Annotated in this window: 18 protein-coding genes; 8 read left to right on the plus strand and 10 right to left on the minus strand. The window is 68.9% G+C overall.

Annotated features, from left to right (window positions below; translation table 11 throughout):
- Positions 1-3: 3 nt before the first annotated feature.
- From SK854_RS07050 to SK854_RS07075, 6 genes are all read right to left on the minus strand, one after another.
- Positions 4-1,593, minus strand: coding sequence for a glucoamylase family protein (locus SK854_RS07050; RefSeq protein WP_319974174.1), 1,590 nt, complete (start codon positions 1,591-1,593; stop codon positions 4-6).
- Positions 1,594-1,612: 19 nt separating this feature from the next.
- Positions 1,613-2,440, minus strand: a complete 828-nt coding sequence (locus SK854_RS07055) for a carbohydrate ABC transporter permease (RefSeq protein ID WP_319974175.1) — start codon at positions 2,438-2,440, stop codon at positions 1,613-1,615.
- A 1-nt stretch (position 2,441) separates the two neighbouring features.
- On the minus strand, positions 2,442-3,338 hold the full coding sequence (locus SK854_RS07060) for a carbohydrate ABC transporter permease (RefSeq protein WP_319974176.1): 897 nt from the start codon (positions 3,336-3,338) through the stop codon (positions 2,442-2,444).
- Positions 3,335-4,609 (minus strand): sugar ABC transporter substrate-binding protein, encoded by a 1,275-nt coding sequence (locus tag SK854_RS07065; protein WP_319974177.1) that lies wholly within the window; start codon positions 4,607-4,609, stop codon positions 3,335-3,337. Before SK854_RS07065 ends, SK854_RS07060 begins: the two co-directional genes overlap by 4 nt.
- 47 nt (positions 4,610-4,656) lie before the next feature.
- On the minus strand, positions 4,657-5,691 hold the full coding sequence (locus tag SK854_RS07070; protein WP_319974178.1) for a LacI family DNA-binding transcriptional regulator: 1,035 nt from the start codon (positions 5,689-5,691) through the stop codon (positions 4,657-4,659).
- 210 nt (positions 5,692-5,901) lie between these two features.
- A complete protein-coding gene (locus SK854_RS07075; RefSeq protein WP_319974179.1) occupies positions 5,902-6,654 on the minus strand; it encodes a DinB family protein in 753 nt (250 codons plus the stop codon).
- Positions 6,655-7,184: 530 nt separating this feature from the next.
- Here SK854_RS07075 and SK854_RS07080 point away from each other — a divergent pair.
- Genes SK854_RS07080 through SK854_RS07090 form a run of 3 tightly spaced genes read left to right on the plus strand, consistent with a single transcriptional unit; the run spans position 7,185 to position 8,999 of the window.
- Positions 7,185-7,427, plus strand: a complete 243-nt coding sequence (locus tag SK854_RS07080; protein ID WP_319974180.1) for a hypothetical protein — start codon at positions 7,185-7,187, stop codon at positions 7,425-7,427.
- A gap of 1 nt (position 7,428) precedes the next feature.
- Entirely contained in the window at positions 7,429-8,199 is a 771-nt protein-coding gene (locus SK854_RS07085; protein ID WP_319974181.1) for a hypothetical protein, read from the plus strand.
- Entirely contained in the window at positions 8,196-8,999 is an 804-nt protein-coding gene (locus SK854_RS07090; RefSeq protein ID WP_319974182.1) for a hypothetical protein, read from the plus strand. The genes SK854_RS07085 and SK854_RS07090 overlap by 4 nt, the downstream gene beginning before the upstream one ends.
- 3 nt (positions 9,000-9,002) lie before the next feature.
- Here the strand turns inward: SK854_RS07090 and sigJ are convergent, their stop codons facing one another.
- Positions 9,003-9,887: an RNA polymerase sigma factor SigJ gene (gene sigJ, locus SK854_RS07095; RefSeq protein WP_319974183.1), complete on the minus strand. Its 885-nt coding sequence runs from the start codon at positions 9,885-9,887 to the stop codon at positions 9,003-9,005.
- Positions 9,888-10,013: 126 nt separating this feature from the next.
- Between sigJ and SK854_RS07100 the strand changes: the two genes are divergently transcribed.
- On the plus strand, positions 10,014-10,580 hold the full coding sequence (locus SK854_RS07100; RefSeq protein ID WP_319974184.1) for an NADPH-dependent FMN reductase: 567 nt from the start codon (positions 10,014-10,016) through the stop codon (positions 10,578-10,580).
- Positions 10,577-11,017, plus strand: coding sequence for a YybH family protein (locus tag SK854_RS07105; protein ID WP_319974185.1), 441 nt, complete (start codon positions 10,577-10,579; stop codon positions 11,015-11,017). Before SK854_RS07100 ends, SK854_RS07105 begins: the two co-directional genes overlap by 4 nt.
- Positions 11,018-11,028: 11 nt before the next feature.
- On the opposite strand, the gene SK854_RS07110 is transcribed toward SK854_RS07105, so the two are convergent.
- Both SK854_RS07110 and SK854_RS07115 read right to left on the minus strand, forming a co-directional pair.
- Positions 11,029-11,187 carry an RGCVC family protein gene (locus SK854_RS07110; RefSeq protein ID WP_319974186.1) on the minus strand — a complete coding sequence of 53 codons (159 nt, stop codon included), beginning with the start codon at positions 11,185-11,187 and terminating at the stop codon, positions 11,029-11,031.
- Positions 11,174-12,322, minus strand: coding sequence for a N(5)-(carboxyethyl)ornithine synthase (locus SK854_RS07115; RefSeq protein WP_319974187.1), 1,149 nt, complete (start codon positions 12,320-12,322; stop codon positions 11,174-11,176). Before SK854_RS07115 ends, SK854_RS07110 begins: the two co-directional genes overlap by 14 nt.
- 236 nt (positions 12,323-12,558) lie before the next feature.
- Here SK854_RS07115 and SK854_RS07120 point away from each other — a divergent pair, with 236 nt between their 5' ends.
- The 3 genes from SK854_RS07120 to SK854_RS07130 all read left to right on the plus strand — a co-directional run bounded on the left by SK854_RS07120 (position 12,559) and on the right by SK854_RS07130 (position 15,076).
- Positions 12,559-13,476, plus strand: coding sequence for a hypothetical protein (locus SK854_RS07120; protein ID WP_319974188.1), 918 nt, complete (start codon positions 12,559-12,561; stop codon positions 13,474-13,476).
- A 69-nt stretch (positions 13,477-13,545) separates the two neighbouring features.
- Positions 13,546-14,277: a GAF and ANTAR domain-containing protein gene (locus SK854_RS07125; RefSeq protein ID WP_319974189.1), complete on the plus strand. Its 732-nt coding sequence runs from the start codon at positions 13,546-13,548 to the stop codon at positions 14,275-14,277.
- 43 nt (positions 14,278-14,320) lie between these two features.
- Complete coding sequence (locus tag SK854_RS07130) at positions 14,321-15,076, plus strand: GAF and ANTAR domain-containing protein (protein WP_319974190.1); 756 nt, start codon at positions 14,321-14,323, stop codon at positions 15,074-15,076.
- Between the two features lie 12 nt (positions 15,077-15,088).
- On the opposite strand, the gene SK854_RS07135 is transcribed toward SK854_RS07130, so the two are convergent.
- The gene (locus SK854_RS07135; RefSeq protein ID WP_319974191.1) at positions 15,089-15,961 is read right to left on the minus strand and encodes a transglutaminase-like domain-containing protein; all 873 of its coding nucleotides are present in this window, start codon (positions 15,959-15,961) and stop codon (positions 15,089-15,091) included.
- Position 15,962 lies beyond the last annotated feature (1 nt).

Consider the following 15,962-nt stretch of genomic DNA (forward strand, 5'->3'; position numbering starts at 1 on the left):
CTTTCAGACTCGGCTCGCACCGAACTCCTCGACACCGATCACCGGCCGCAAAGCACGCTCGACGGCCGGTGTCGCGAACGCCCGGCGGATCACGTCGCGGCACAGGACGTTGCCGATCGCTCCCATGACCATCGCCTGGTCCAGCGAGAGGTAGCGGCGCGCGATGGTGCCCGACCGCACGGCGACCGAGTCGAAGAACCCACCCGTCCCGTAGGCGCGGAGATCGTTCTGGATGCCGACGAGGTTCGTGTACGCCTCGTCGCGTTCGTGCATCATCGCCAGGAACGCCGCGTGCGGGGTGACCACGCCGTCGCCGTACGTCGGTGTGGGGTTGGTGGCCGGGCGGCACGAGCCGAAGCCCGCGTCGTAGTTGGTCATCTCCTGGTCGGAGAAGTAGCCGCTGGCGGGGTTCCCCGGCTCGCCGCCGGGTCCGATGCCCAGGGCGTCGACGCCGTACTCGCGGTAGCCGCCGGCGGGGTTGCTCGCCGGGCTGAAGCCCCAGAAGCCGTACTTCGCTTCGAGCAGGCCGTGTTCCCGCTGCGCCCGGACGTGCAACGGGTGGTTGCGGCCCCACGACCGGGGCGCCCACTTCGCCTCGGGCACGAACACGTCCGGCATCAGCTCCTCGAACATCGACCCGCCCCAGCCCGGCACGATCCGCATGCCGCGATAGGTGTAGGCGCCCTCGAAGACCTCGATGCCGTAGTAGGTCCGGTTCTCCCCCACCGGCTGCATCTCGTGCCACGACCAGTCGCACGACGCCGGCAGCGTCCGCCACATCGCGAAGTACTGCTTCGGCGGGATCTGGCCGGTGATGATGCCCAAGTAGCTGGTGATGCGCGTTTCGGACACCGTGGTGTCGTAGTGGTGCGTGGTCAGCCAGACCGGGTCGCCACCGATGTGCGTGCCCTGGTAGACCCCGCCGGGCCGGTCGTGGTCGAACGGGAAGAACCCGCCGTGGATCAGGCCGCCTGGCCGCACCGGGTGCGCGGGATCGTCGCCGGGGTTGTAGAACGCGTCCCACCGCATCCGGCCGAAGATCCGCTTGGCCGGTCCGGACGCCGCGCGGTCGGCCTCCGCGACGACGCGCAGTGCCGCGCCGAGCCAGCCGTTGTCCACGCTGGAGCAGAACGGGTGGACCACGGCACCCGTGCCGGGCCAGGCGCGCAACGCCTCCCCGGTCTCCTCGTCGTACCAGTTGTAGTACATGCCACTCGGGGCGTGGTGTTCCATCCGGTCCAAAGTGGACAACGTGCGGACCAGCCGCGCCGACGCCTCGCCCGAGGTGATGAGGCCGAGTTCGCGGGCCACGATCGTCGACCACAGGTAGCCACCGATGTTCGTCGGCGACGTGTACCCCGAGCGGTCGGACGCGGCGAGCGACTCCGGGATGTTGTCCGCGGGCAGGCCGGTGCGTGCCGGGGTCATGGCGACGAGGCTGCGCCAGGTGTCACGCGCCCACCCGCGGATCCGGGTGGGGTCGGCGGTCAGCACCTTCTGCGCCGGGGCGGCGGAGGCGAACGAGGGAACGGCGAGCGCGGCCGCGCTCGCGACGAGCAGTGTTCGGCGGGTGATCCTTGCTGGCGATGCCATGAGAGTCCCCTTTGGACGATCACTTGATGCCGGTGGTCGCGATGCCTTCGATGAAGCGCCGCTGGAAGACGAGGAACACGAGCAGGACCGGAACGACGACGATGGTGGCCCCGGCCAGCAGCAGGCCGTACTGGATCGAGTTCTGGCCGGTCGAGTAGAGGGCCAGCGCGACCGGGAGCGTGTACTCGCTCTCCTGCTGCGCGACGACCAGCGGCCAGAGGAAGTTGTTCCAGCTGCCCAGGAACGTGAGGATGCCGAGGGTGGCGAGCGCGGGCCCGCACAACGGCAGGACGATCCGGGCGAAGATGCGCACCTCGCCCGCGCCGTCGACGCGGCCGGCGTCGATCAGCTCCGTCGGCAGGCCCGTCATGAACTGGCGCATCAGGAACACACCGAACGGCGAGACGAGGAACGGCAGGATCAGCGCGGGCAACGAGTTCGCCAGGCCCGCGTTGACGACGAGGACGTACAGCGGCACGAACGTGACGACGCCCGGGATCATCAAGGTCGCCAGGACGACCGCGAACAGCGCCCGCTTGCCCCGGAACTCCAGCTTGGCGAGCGCGTAGCCGACCATCGAGCAGAAGAGCAGGTTCCCGGCGGTCACCAGGACGGCGACGATCGCCGAGTTGAGGAAGTACGTCCCGAACCGCAGGCGGGAGAACAGCTGCGTGTAGTTGTCCAGGGACGCGGACTCCGGCAGCCACGTGGGCGGGTTGGCCAGGATCTCGCCCTCGCCCTTGAAACTGCCCAGCACCATCCACACGAACGGCGCGATCACGGCGATGAGCGCGAGCGTGAGCGGAACGTAGATCCACCAGCGGTTCTGCGTGCGTTGCCCGGTCATGTCAGCCCCTCTCCCGCAGCAGGCGGAACTGCAGGGCGGTGACGATCGCGATCACGACGAAGATCAGGTAGCTCATCGCGGAGGCGAAGCCGTAGTTGCCGAACCCGAACTGCCGGTAGGTGTACATCGACGCGGAGATCGTCGAGTTGAGCGGGCCGCCGTTGGTCATGACGTACGGCTCCTCGAAGAACTGCAGGTAGCCGATCGCCGTCGTCACCGACACGAACAGCAGCGTCGGGCGCAGCAGCGGCAGCGTGATGTGCCGGAACCGCTGCACAGTCCCGGCTCCGTCGATCGACGCGGCCTCGTGCAACGACGCCGGCACCGCCTGCAGCCCGGCCAGGAAGATGATCATCGCGGTGCCGAAGTTGCGCCACGCGGCCATCAGGATCAGGGCGGGCATCGACCAGTCGGGGTCGCCGAGCCAGTTCGGCCCGTCGATCCCGACCCAGCCGAGCACGGTGTTGATCAGCCCGAACTCGTCCTGGAGCAGGAACCTCCACACCACCGCGACCGCGACGATCGAGGTGATCACCGGCGTGTAGAAGCCCAGCCGGAAGAACGCGCGGAACCGCGAGATCCCCTTGTCCAGCACGACGGCGGCCAACAGCGCGATGGCGAGCGTGAGCGGCACGCCGACCAGCACGAAGTACGCGGTGTTCGCCGCCGCCGTGCGGAAGAGCGGGTCGGCGAACGCCTGCACGTAGTTGCCCAGCCCGACGAACTCCACGGCGAACGGCGTGCGCAGGTCGCGGTTGCGGGTGTCGGTGAAGCTCATGAACAACGACTGGAGCACCGGCCACGCCGTGAAGACTCCGAACAGCAGGCAGAACGGCAGGATGAGCAGCCAGGCCGCCCGTTCCGCGCCTCGGCGGCGGGCCGGGGCGGTCAAGCTCACCGGCCGGTGCCGATCGAGTCGGCTGATGCCTGGGCCGCCTTGAGCGCGGCGGCCGGGTCGGCGCCGGAGCGGGCCACCTTCTCGACCTCGGTGTCGAGCGCGGTGATCGCCTGCTCCCAGGTGGCGAACGTCGGCGGCGACTGCGCGGTGTCGAGCTGCTTGCCGAACTTCGCGAGCTTCGTGTCGGCGGCGAGCGCCGAGTCCTGCCACGCGCTCTTCACCGACGGCAGGTCGGTCGAGGACTGGTACCACTTGACCTGCACCTGCGGGCTCGCCAGCCAGTTCACGAACTTCCAGGCGGAGTCGCGGTTCTTGGTCTCCTTGAAGACGACGAAGTTGGACCCGCCGACGAAGCTCGACGACGTCTTCTTCACCGGCATCGGCATGACGTCGTACTTGTCCTTGAAGCCTTCCCCGCCGAGCTTCTCGACCGCGGACATCATCCAGGGGCCGGAGATGAACATCGGCACGCGCCCGCTGACGAAGTCCGGTTCGGTCGTCGGCTGCGCGGGCGCTTCCTTGTCCGCGATGCCCTCGCTGAAGAACGAGCCGTAGTACTTCAGCGTCTCCTGCATCTCCGGGCTGTCGAAGTTGTAGGCGGCGTCGTTGTTCTTGGTCAGCGCCGCGCCGTTCGACCACGCGAAGGGCAGCAGCGACTGCCACGAACCGGTGCCGCCGGCCTGCAATCCGATGCCCCACTTGGCGCCCGACTTGGCCTGCAGGGCCTTGGCCATCTCCTTGAGTCCCGCCCAGTCGGTGGGAGGTGTCTCGTACCCGGCCGTCTTCGCGAGGTCCTTGCGGTAGTAGAGCAACCGCGTTTCGACGTACCAGGGAATGCCGTAGGAGGTGCCGCCGACCTCGGTCGTGCGTCGCGCGCCGTCGAAGAACGCGTTCTTGTCGATCGAGGACGGCGTCGGGTCGAGGGCGTCCATGCCCGCGAACTCGCCCATCCACGTCGATCCCACCATGGCCGCGTCGGGCGCCTGGCCCGCGGTGATCGCCGAGGTGAACTTGTTGTGCGCGGCGTCCCACGGGATGGCGGTCACCTGGACGTCGACGCCGGGGTTCGCGTCCTCGAACTCCTTCGCCAGCGCCGGGAGCTTCTCGCCCTCGGCACCCATGGCCCACACGGTGATGGTGCCCGTGGCAGGACCCTGCGCGATGTCGGCGCTGCTCTGACCACCGGTCTGGTCGTCGCCGCGCCCGCAGGCGGCCAGCACCAGCACGAGGGCCGACACCCCCGCGATCGACCTGGAAGTTTTGCGCACCATTGCTTTTCGCTTCCCTTCGGCGTTCGTCTCGAATAGACGGTGGTGAATCAGGTGACGGGCAGGCAGCCGCACGAGGTGCGCACCACCAGCCGCGTCGGCAGCATTTGGGCGTAGGTTCGCGGTGACTCGCCGCCCACGAGTTCGTGCAGGCGATCCGCGGCCAGCGCGCCCAGTTCGTGCACGGGCTGGCGCACGGTGGTCAGCCCCGGCCGCACGTACCGCGCGGTCATGACGTCGTCCCAGCCCACGACGGCGAGGTCGCCGGGCACGTCCCGACCGGCGTCCTGCAGCGTGGTCATGATCGACAACGCCAGCTCGTCGTTGGCGCACATCAGGGCGTCCGCCTCGTGCTCACCGGCCAGCAACCGCTGTGCGAAGGCGGTGCCGTCGGCCTCGGACAGCCGGGCCAGGACGGGTTCGGCCGCCTTGAGACCACGGTCCCGGTGCGCGGCGAGGTAGCCCGCGTACCGGTTGCGGATGTCGGGACCGCTGTCCGGGTCGCCGACGAAGAGCGCCCGCCGCCGGCCGTGGTCGAGCACGTGCCCGGCCAGCTCCCGCGCGCTCTCCCGGTTCTCCGCCGCGACCGCCTCGATGCCGTCCTGCGGTTCGCCCGCGATGACGACGACCGGCTTCTTCGCGCGCAGCAACCGCACCAGGTCGGCCGGAATCGCCGCCGACCCGAACACAGCGATGGCGTCGACCCTGGTCGCCAGCTGCCGCACCGCCGCGGCCATGTCGGTGCGGCTGTTGGTGAGCACGAGCACCACGGACTGCGCGAGCTCGGCGGCACGCGCCTCGAAGCCCATCAGCAGTTCGGCGTAGTAGGGACCGGACAGCTCCGGCAGCACGAGCCCATGCGCCTCGTGGTGCCGCACGGCGAGACTGCGGGCCGCACCGGTCGGCACGTAGCCGAGCTCCTCGACGGCGGTGAGCACCTTCTGCCGGGTGGCCTCGGCCACGACCGTCGCGCCCTGGAGCACCCGCGAGACGGTGGCGATCGACACGCCGGCGTGGTCGGCGACCGAGTAGATCGTCGCTCCAGCGGACCGGGCCTCCGCAGAGGCTGGGTGCTGCTTCGCCATAGCGCTGCCTGCCGCCCTCGTCGTCGTTGATCGAGATGTAAGCGCTTACATGTCACGCTCGGTAATGTAAGCGCTTACATAGTCTTGTTTCGGCAAATATAGGCACGAGCGGACGCCCGGCACAAGGCCCGTCAGCGACGGACACCCACCGGCAAGGCGAAAAAACCGCAGGTCAGACCCACGCGGAACCGCTCAAGAAAGTTCGCAGGGCTAAGGGCGTGCCGCGATGACGTCGAGGTCGCGAGTGGCGTAGCGCAGGTGCTCCCACTCCTCCTCCAGGATCGTGTGCAGGCAGGACAGGGTGGATTCCGGATGTTCCGGCGCCCACGGGTTGCTGCGTGTCACGGCCAGGTCGGCCGCGGTCACCCCGGCCAGGAACTCGCGCACCATCGCCACCCGACCGGCCCGCGCCTCCAGCACCTCGGCGTACGGCGGGGTGCCCGGCGCGAAGACGGACAGGTCGTACCCGTCGGTCTCGTACTCGGCGTTCGGCAGGCCCAGCGGGTGATAGGTCTTCTCGCGGCCCAGGATCGGCCCGCCCAGCCAGGTGTCCGTCGCCATGATCAGATGGCGGACCGTCTGCGCGAACGACCACTCGCCGTCCACCGAGACGTCCTGGGTGCCCGGCGGCATTCCGGCGACTCTCTCCAGCGCGGCGGCCCACGCGGTTTCGGCCTTGGCCCAGGCCGCACGCAGCCCGTCCGGATCCTTCGCCCGCCGCTCCCCTCGTCCGGGAAAGCGCCGGTTGAGCTCGGCCTCCACGAACGGCGCGACGTCGACCCCGTTGACCAGCAGCGCGTTCTCGCCGCCGAGCAGCCACGGCGCGTCGATGTCGGCACCGGCGATGTCGACCGCCCGCATGACCGCACCGGACAGGTCCGACCGCGTGAACCGCGCGCCCCGCAGGCTCACGTCGATGAACGCGGCGCCGGTCAGGTCGTCAGGATGGCTGAAGCTCACCATCGGCCGACCCTCTCACAATCAACTGCGCGAGGCCCTGGGCAACGCTTCTCATTGATGGGTCTTCACGCAATCCATCCTGGACATCCGCCTGGACGGCCAGAAGGGCGGATTCCTGCACCAACAGGAGCCCGCCCCCACCTCGAACGTGTCCGGGCCAACGGACGTCGACGTCGAGAACCGAACCTGGTCGCTGTTCAGCCACTCAACGGTATGCCCAAGCGTTGACGGCGCGCCAGCCCGGCCGGACCGTCCTGGACGCCCACAACTTCGTCCTGGACGGCCAAAGTGGGCTTGATCTGCGAAGACTGCGTGAAAGTAGCGTCCTCCAAGCGACTGGACGGCAATTCTGGACGGCTGTCCTACGTGGTCAGGCGCCTCATGCACCCCATCATTGGTGCAGCAGGATCACAGCCCGCCCGCCCCGCTTCCTCCTCCGGCACCAACCGGATGAGAGTCATTCACCAGCGGCGCAGGAGCGAGCTTCTTCGTCCGGGCCATCTGCACGTCGAGTCGAGAGGGAGAACCGCACTATGAGAACCCCGCAAATTCCACGGACACACCGTTCGCTGGAGTGCGTCCCATTCCCCACCCAGCTGGCACGCACCGCAGTCCTCGCGTTGCTGCTCGTGTTCGTGCTCGTGTTGCTCGGCAGGGGCTACGACGCGACGACTTGCCTGGCGCTCGCGGCAGGTCTTGGCGTTCTGTCCGTTCAGGTCGGGCATGGATTCGGCCGTCCCGCACGGACCTGGCCGCAGGTCACGCTGGCTCGCTAGCGTGACGGAGAAGTCGACCGAGACCCTCGGCGCCGTGGACACTCACGGCGCCGAGGGCACCGTTGTACTGTCCGACGCCAAGGCACTGCCGCTGTCGAAAGCAGTGCTCGCCGCGGTGTCCGCGTCGTCACCTGCCGAGTTCGTCCGCTTGATGAACGAACTTCGCACCGAACTCGATCTCTCCTACGAACGCCTGGCTCGTAAAGCTGGTCCTCGGTCAGGTATCTCTCGCAGCAGCGCCCAGGTCGTGCTCACGAGAACGAAGCTTCCATCGCAGCAGTGGCTGTACGCGTTTCTCTACGCCTGCGGAGTCTCACACCGCGAGCACCAGCTGTGGGTCCGGGAGTTCGAACGCGTCCGGGACATGAAAGCCCCCAAGAAGGTGGAGCAACCACAGCTGCCGCGCCAGCCTCGGCTGGCTCCTGCGCCGAAGGTGGTGGTCACGCCGCCACCGCCGGCGACCTGGCCAACGCTCCACAAGCGAATTCCACGCCAATGGAACTTGTTGTGGCACACGCTGAGATGGTTCGCGGTAAGTGTAATGACGAGCGTGGCCGGCACGATCTTGTTGACGGTGCTCGGCATGCCGGGAGAAGCGATCTGCGCGTTGCAGTCGATCGCTGGTGCCTGCGTGGCGACCTGGATCAGGAAACGGCATCCCATCTGGCCACAGGACAAGGAACACTTTGATCGCTACGCAGTGGTCACCGACGAACTGTTCGACGACGACCGGCTCGTCGCTCCGCCTGTGATCGGGGGCCGAGCGACATGACCAAAGCGCAGTCCACATCCACAGAACTCCCGGTCGCCAGACCCCGCCTGTCGCTGGCCGTGCGTTCCGCCGAGGACGCGACGAACGCGCGGATGTTCTTGGAGCAGCTGAACGCTCTGCGGAACAGTTTGAGGCTGTCCTACGCCCAGATCGCCGCGCTCGCCCGCGGCGGTCTCCCTCGCAGCACGGCACAGGTGATGCTCAACAGCGAGACCCTCCCCAGTCGCAAGAGGTTGCAGCTGTTCCTCAAGGTGTGCGACGTGTCGCCGGACGAGGCACAGCTGTGGCTCAAAGTGTGGAGCCGTCTCAAGGAACAGGAGAGAAGGGACAGCAAGGAGGAAGCACCCGAGGAAGACGCGCCCTCGGCTCTCAAGGAGGAGCCGGAACTCCCGGAGGAGGAACCACCGGCACACCAGGATCCGCAGGGCGGCGAACCACAGTTACCGATCCCGACAGGCAAGCATCCTCGATATCCCAGCATCAGGTCGCTGGCAGCGGTCACGTTCCTGATCGTCCTGGTGTGCGGCAGTTCCGTCGTCATGAAGCTCTTCCAGGTGCAGACCGAGGTGGTGCTCAGCACCTACTCGCTCGTGCTGGTCTGCGTGCTGGGCTGGACGGTCATCATGCGACACCTGATCAGCATCCAGGACGCGAGCCTCGGCCCGACCCAGATCCGCATCCTCCGGCAGATGCACGACGAGGTCGACGACGACGGCAATCGGAAGCACACCGTCGAACAGATCGCCTATGAGTTCGGAATCCACCGAAGGATCGTGTACCGCTACATCTACAACCCGTGATGATCACCTCTCGGAGATGGCCTGCCAGGCGCGGAGCTTCTCGGGGTTGCGGACGGCCCAGATGCGGGTGATCCGGTCGCCGGCGATGTCGAACGCGTAGACCGACGACGTCACGCCGTCGTTCTCGATCAGCAGACCGGGCCTGCCGTTGACGGTGCGCTCGGTGATCGTGAAGTCGCCGGGAACCCTGGTGGCGACGGCGACGACGAACTGGGCGATCAGGTCCCCGCCCTCGATCGGGTCGAGCACGGTGGTGACCAGGCCGCCCCCGTCCGCCGTGAAGGTCGCGCCGGGGTCCAGCAACCCGACCAGGGCGGGGATGTCCCGGGCCTCCCAGGCGTGCTTGAAGTCGCGGACCACGCCGGCGTGACGGACGGCCACCGCGGCGGGCGGCACGGACGTGCTGACGCGGCGGCGGGCTGCGGAGGCCAGTTCACGGCACGCGGCCGGGGTGCGGCCGGTGATCTCGGCGACCTCGCTGAACGAGTAGCGGAACACGTCGTGCAGGACGAGCGCGACGCGCTGGGCAGGCGTCATCGATTCGAGCGCGACGAGGAACGCCATGCTGACCGACTCGTCCAGGGTGACGCGGTCGGCCGGGTCCGCGGTGGTCCCCTCGGTGGGATCGGGCAGCGGCTCGGGAATCCATTCGCCGACATAGCGTTCGCGGCGGGCGCGGGCCGACCCCAGCAGGTCCAGGCAGATGCGGCTGGTGACGGTGGTGAGCCAGGCGCCGGGAGAGGCGATCTCGTCCTGCTTCGACCCGGACAACGCGTACCAGCGGGCGTAGGCCTCCTGGACGGCGTCCTCGGCCTCCGCGAGGGAGCCCAGCAGCCGGTAGCCGAGGTTGATCAGATGGCGGCGCTCGCCGAGAATCGCGTCGGTCACCGGTGCTCCCGTCCGTTCGTGGCTTCACCCAGTCTGACGAGACAGCGCGCCGGAACGTCAGGCCTGACGTTTCCCGGGGTCGTGTCGTCGTAGCACTCGGAAGCGACACGCGAACGAAGGAGACCGATGATCAGGATCGGCATCGTCCTCGGCAGCACCCGGCCGGGTCGCCGGGGCGAGCAGGTGGCCCGATGGGTGGAGCAACGGGCGCGGCTGCGCGCGGACGCGGAGTTCGAGGTGGTCGACCTGCTCGCGCATCCGTTGCCGCACCTGGACGAACTGCCCGGCGAGTACGAGCACCCGCACACCAGGGCGTGGGCGGAGACGATCGCCTCGTTCGACGGGTTCGTCGTGGTCACGCCCGAGTACAACCACTCGGCGCCGGGGGTGCTGATGAACGCGATCGACTTCCTGCGCGCGGAGTGGCGAGACAAGGCGGTCGGGTTCGTCTCGTACGGCGGGGTCGGCGGCGCCCGCGCGGTCGAGCAGTTGCGGTTGATGTGCGGGGCGCTGGAGATGGCGGACGTGTCGTCACAGGTGACGTTGTCGCTGGCGACCGAGTTCGAGAACTTCGCGGTGCTGGCGCCGGGCGAACACCACACCGCCGCCCTGGACCGGACGCTGGACCAGGTCGTCGCCTGGAGCACTTCCCTTCTCCCGCTGCGCGCCGGTTCCCCGGTGGCCGTGGCATGACCGTGCACAAAGGACAGACGATGGACGCGATCGCGCAGCACATCAAGAGGATCGTCGAAGGCATCGAGGCCAAGGATCTGGACGGGCTGCGGCAGCTCTACTCGGACGATGTCGTGTCGTTCGACGTCGAGCCGCCGTTGCGGCACGCCGGCATCGAGGCGAAGCTCGCGAACTGGGCCAAGGCGTTCGCGTTCTTCCAGGACGTGCGGTACGAGGTTCGCGATCTGGCGGTGACGGCGGACGAGAACGTCGCGTTCGCGCACGGCTTCGGACGGCTGCACGGCACGCTGAAGAACGGCGTGCCGGTAGCCGGGATGTGGGTGCGGGCGACGTTCTGCTTCCGCAGGATCGGCGGGCACTGGCTGGTCACGCACGATCAGGTCTCGGTGCCGTTCGACGTCGCCGCTGGCGCGGCGGTGACCGGTCTCGAGCCCTGAACCGGTCGGAGTCAGGAGCAGATGCATCCTCTGGGCAGTGCGGACGCCGCCGTGGCGTTGCAGTACCGCACTCCCAGCGGGTCGTGCTCGTGCCACGGGTGGGGGCACACGTCACAGGTGAGGACGGCGAGGGGATCGGTGGTGGTGGTCAGGGGCTCAGACGTGGTCATGCGGATACTCCGATGAACGATGCTGGAACGTGAGGATTCCGGGGTTCTGGATGACGCCGTCGCGGATCTCGATGGCGCGCCGGATGGTCTCCCCGGCGTCCCAGGCGCCCGTGAGGACGGTGCGCAGGTGCGGGAGCAGCGCCTCGCTGATCTCCCAGGTCGCCGAGTTCCACAGGTACGACGGGCTGTGGTCGACCCCGTAGTGCACGACGTGGTCGCCCACCACGAACGACGGCTCGGCGAACGAGGTGGGGCGGGCCCAGCTGAAGCCCATCCCCCGGTCGCACGACACGTCGATGACGAGGGTGCCGGGCGGCAGGGTGGGCAGGTCGTCGTCGATGAGGAACGTCAGCGGCTTGTCCGGGTCCTGCAGCACGCAGTTGACGATGATGTCGTGCTGCGCGAGGTAACCGGCGAGCGGGACCCGCCCCTCGTCGGTCAGCGCGTGGCTGCGCCGCGGGTCTTCGTCGTCGTGGTCGAAGTGGACCATCCGCGCCGAGTGGATCGGTGAGCCGACCGCGGTGACGCCGCGATTGGTGAGGATGTTGACCTCGTGCACGCCGTGCGCTTTGAGCGCCGTGACGGCACCTCGTGCGGTGGCACCGAATCCGATGACGGCGGCGGTCAGCCTCCTGCCGTAGTCACCGGTCGAGCCGGCGATCTGCAGGGCGTGCAGCACCGAGCAGTACCCGGCCAGCTCGTTGTTCTTGTGGAACACGTGCAGACCGAACGAACCGTCGGTGGTCCAGTGGTTCATGGCCTCGAACGCGATCAGCGTCAGCCGCCGTTCGATGGCCAGCTGGGTGAGTTTCGCGTCCTGCACGCAGTGGGGCCAGCCCCACAGCACCTGGCCTTCGCGCAGCTCCGCGACGTCCTCGGCGAGAGGTTTGGGCAGCAGAATGACGTCGCACTCCGCGATCAGCTCTTCGCGGGTGCGCAATCCCGCCACGGACAACGAAAGTTGTTCGTCGGAGACACCGAAGCGCTCGCCGTAGCCGCGTTCGAGGAAGACGCGCTCACGCAGATCAGCGTCGATCCGGTCGAGGTGCAGCGGATGGATCGCGAGCCGGTGCTCGTTCTCCTTGCGCGACAGTGCGATGACGCCGAGACTGAGGTGCGCGGCACTGGTCAGCATCGACCGCTTTCCGCGAGAAGTTCTTTGATGCAGAGCAGATCCGAGCTCAACTCGGCGCTCCCGCCTCCAGCCAGACGGCCGGGCTTCCTGGTGCGCCCAAGGCGGCACCAGCTTGACCGCTGCTGCACGACATGCCCTCGGTGGGTACAGCTTACGCTAGAATCGGTGACGCCCCGGCCGCTCCGGACCTCGGCGGTGCCCGCTCGCAACCGACTCCGGTGTGAGGTGCCCCCGTCATGATCGGCCTGTCCGAGGTCACGCGTCTGGAAGAAGCCACCCGCGCGTTGCGCGAACTCGACTACCGCAGCGGGGGCGAGCCCTGTCTCGACGGCGTCCGCCTGTGCCTGCGTGAGAACCTCCCGCTGCTCACCGCGCCCGCACCGGAGCAGGTCCGGCAACGGCTGCACGTCGCCGTGGCGGACCTGCGGAACCTGGCGGGCTGGGTGTGCTTCGACGCCGGCCTGGTCGACAACGCGCAGAACCACTTCTGCCACGCCCTGGCGCTGGCCGCGCTCGCCCGCGCGGACGAGCTCACCGCCAACGTGTGCTATCGGCTTGGCCGCGTCTTCCTGCACCACGGGCACTTCGACGAGGCGCTGCGGTACTTCGACCTCGGTCAGCTCGCGGCCTCCCGCTCCGGCGACGGACTCGCGGCCGGCCTGCTGTCGGGCAACGCGGCCTGGGCGTGCGCGAAGAAGGGCGCCGAGCACACTGCCCGCGCGCTGCTCGACCGCGGCCGGGCGCAGTTCGACGCCGCGAGCCGCACGGGCGTGGCCGGCTGGGCGGAGTTCTTCACCCCGGCCGACCTGTCCGGGCTCGCCGGGGCCGTGCACACGGACCTGGCGGTCACCGCGGGCCGGCACTACGCGCAGACGGCCGTCGCGCTGCTCACCAGCGCGATCGACGGCTACGACGAGGGCATGGCCCGCAGCCGCACACTCGGCCTGATCTCCTTGTCCACCAGTCATCTGATCGAGGGCGACCTCGACGCGGGCGTGGACGCCGGGCTGCGCGCGCTGGCGTCGTCGGGGCCGATCGGCTCCGCCCGCGTGCGCGACCGCTTCCGGCCACTCGTCTCGCACGCGCGACGCCACCGCGGCCACTGCGGGGCGCGGAAACTGGCCGACCGGATCGACGCCGTCTCGGCGGCGTGAACGGGCGCGGCCCCTTCCGCGGTGCGCACCCTCGCGTGGGATGCTTCCGCACAACGGAAGGCGGAGTCGGTGAGCGGTGAGCGACTGGCAAAGGTGCTGGCGCATCTCGCCGGCGAAGCGGCGGCGAGAGGCGTGGCGACGTCCTGCGAGGCCGCCTGTGAGGCGTGTGTGTCACTGATCGGGGTGACCGGCGCGCAGCTGACCCTGATGAACGGCACCGGCCGTGGCGAGTCCCGCTACGCGACGAACGACATCGGCGCCCAGCTCGAGAACCTGCGCTTCACCCTCGGCGAAGGACCGTGCGAGGACTCGATCCGCTCCGGCACGCCGGTGCTCGCCGGTGACCTGGACTCGTGGGACAACGACCAGCGCTGGCCGTTGTACGTGCGGGCCGCCGTCGCCGTCGGCGCCAGAGCGGTCTTCGTGTTCCCGCTGCGCAGCGGCGCCATCCGGATCGGTGCGCTGGTGCTGCACCGGACGAGCCCCGGCCCGCTGACCCAGGAGCAGATCCTCGACGCGCACGTCGTGGCCGACGTCATCATGTCGCTGCTCCTCGACGAACTGACCATCGCCCACCTCGACGCCGAGGTCCTTCCGCCGGACGGCATGCCGCTCAGCCGTGCCGAGGTGCACCAGGCCACCGGAATGCTGTCCGTCCAGATGGGGGTGAGCTTGGACGAAGCCCTGGTGCGGCTTCGCGCTCACGCGTTCGCTCATGACCAGCCGGTCGTCGACGTGGCCCGCGACATCGTCGGCCGACGCCTGCGACTGCGCCCGGAGAGCAGGTCCGATCCCCGATGATCACGCCCCCTCCCCGGCGAGAAGACCTACAGAGGTGACTCCCATGTTCCTGGAGAATCTGGCAGAGACGTTCGTCGAGCTGGCCGACACGCTGGTCGCCGACTTCGACCCGGTCGAGTTCATGCATCTGCTGGCCGACCGGTGCGTCGCCACGCTGGAGGTGGACGCGGCCGGCATCCTTCTCGTCGACCACCACGGCGAACTGCAGGTGGTCGGTGCCTCCAGCGACCGCGCCCGGCTGATCGAGCTCTTCGAGCTCCAGCACCGGCAGGGTCCGTGCATGGAGTGCTACCTCACTGGTGAGCCGGTGACGGTCGCCGGCTTCACCGAAGCGCCCCAGCGGTGGCCGGAGTTCTCCGCGGTGGCGAAGGACGCCGGGTTCGGCGCGCTGCACGCCCTGCCGATGCGGTTGCGCGAGCAGACCGTCGGGGCGTTGAACCTGTTCAGCGTCGAGGAGGGCGCGCTGAGCGAGCCGACGCTGCGGGTCGCTCAGGCGATGGCGGACGTCGCCACCATCGGCCTGCTCCAGGCCCAGGTCATCAGCCATCGCGAACTGCTCGCCGGACAGTTGCAGCGCGCGTTGCAGAGCAGGGTCCTGATCGAACAGGCCAAGGGTGTGCTGGCCGAGCGGCTCCAGATCGACATCAGCACGGCGTTCGAGACGCTGCGCCGGTACGCGCGAAGCCACAACGACTACCTCAGCACCGTGGCGGCGGACGTCATCGCCGGCACGATCGACGTGGCCGCGCTGACGGCCGTCACCGAGGCGAGGCCGGCGACCCGGCACCCGCGGCCGTAGTCGGGACGAGCGTCACCCGCGCGCGGGACTGATCTCCTCCTCCGCGCGCACGACCATGGACTCCAGCACCGGACCACCGAACGTGGTGACCATGGCGACGTCCGCAGCGTCCCTGCCGTGGCCGACCACCACACGTCCCTTGCGCGGCATGTTGTTGCGCGGGTCGAAGGTCCACCAGCGGTCCTCCAGCCAGACCTCCATCCACGCCGCGAAGTCCATCGGCGCGCCGTCGGGCGGCACGTCGAGATCCGGCAGGTAGCCGAAGACGTAGCGGGCGGGAATGTTGAGGGCGCGGCAGAACGAGATCGCCAGGTGCGTGAAGTCGCGGCAGACCCCGAACCCCGCGGCGTTGACGTCGGCCGCCGTGGACAGCGCGGTGGAGGCGCCGTAGCGGAAGCTGAGCGTCTCGTGGACGTACCGGCAGATCTCCCGGACCCGGCCGTAGCCGGGAGGATGGGCGCCGAACCTCGACCAGGCCTCGTCCCCGAGCACGTCGGACACGCAGTAGCGGCTGGGCAGCGTGTACAGCAGCACGTCGTCGGGAAGATCGTCGGGCAACGCCTCCGGCACGGTCTCGTCGACGGCCTCGGTGTCGTCGGGAACCTCGGCCCACGCGCTGTAGTTCACCGTGGACAGTCCGGGCGGCAGCACCAGGCGCGCCAGCCAGTTTCCGTAGAGGTCGAAGTAGTGCCGCACCGGGGTGTCCGGCTCCACGGACATGCGCTCACAGCTGACTTTCACGTCACCCTGGCGGTCCGGGCGCACCAGGAACACCGCCGGTGTGGGCACTTCGGCGCGGTAGGTGAACGCGCAACCGACGCGGAGCATTCGGGGTGCCCGCGCCGGTTGCGCCTCCTCGCGGCCGTTGTCGCGGTGCGAGGTCAAC

The sequence above is a fragment of the Lentzea sokolovensis genome (assembly GCF_033949975.1).
Taxonomy (GTDB): Bacteria; Actinomycetota; Actinomycetes; order Mycobacteriales; family Pseudonocardiaceae; genus Lentzea; species Lentzea sokolovensis.

Coding starts and splice junctions, on each gene's coding strand:
- SK854_RS07065 (WP_319974177.1), bottom strand. CDS start 4,609: ATGGTGCGCAAAACTTCCAGGTCGATCGCGGGGGTGTCGGCCCTCGTG.
- SK854_RS07100 (WP_319974184.1), top strand. CDS start 10,014: ATGATCAGGATCGGCATCGTCCTCGGCAGCACCCGGCCGGGTCGCCGG.
- SK854_RS07055 (WP_319974175.1), bottom strand. CDS start 2,440: ATGACCGGGCAACGCACGCAGAACCGCTGGTGGATCTACGTTCCGCTC.
- SK854_RS07080 (WP_319974180.1), top strand. CDS start 7,185: ATGAGAACCCCGCAAATTCCACGGACACACCGTTCGCTGGAGTGCGTC.
- SK854_RS07070 (WP_319974178.1), bottom strand. CDS start 5,691: ATGGCGAAGCAGCACCCAGCCTCTGCGGAGGCCCGGTCCGCTGGAGCG.
- SK854_RS07105 (WP_319974185.1), top strand. CDS start 10,577: ATGACCGTGCACAAAGGACAGACGATGGACGCGATCGCGCAGCACATC.
- SK854_RS07110 (WP_319974186.1), bottom strand. CDS start 11,187: ATGACCACGTCTGAGCCCCTGACCACCACCACCGATCCCCTCGCCGTC.
- SK854_RS07075 (WP_319974179.1), bottom strand. CDS start 6,654: ATGGTGAGCTTCAGCCATCCTGACGACCTGACCGGCGCCGCGTTCATC.
- SK854_RS07115 (WP_319974187.1), bottom strand. CDS start 12,322: ATGCTGACCAGTGCCGCGCACCTCAGTCTCGGCGTCATCGCACTGTCG.
- SK854_RS07090 (WP_319974182.1), top strand. CDS start 8,196: ATGACCAAAGCGCAGTCCACATCCACAGAACTCCCGGTCGCCAGACCC.
- SK854_RS07120 (WP_319974188.1), top strand. CDS start 12,559: ATGATCGGCCTGTCCGAGGTCACGCGTCTGGAAGAAGCCACCCGCGCG.
- SK854_RS07130 (WP_319974190.1), top strand. CDS start 14,321: ATGTTCCTGGAGAATCTGGCAGAGACGTTCGTCGAGCTGGCCGACACG.
- SK854_RS07050 (WP_319974174.1), bottom strand. CDS start 1,593: ATGGCATCGCCAGCAAGGATCACCCGCCGAACACTGCTCGTCGCGAGC.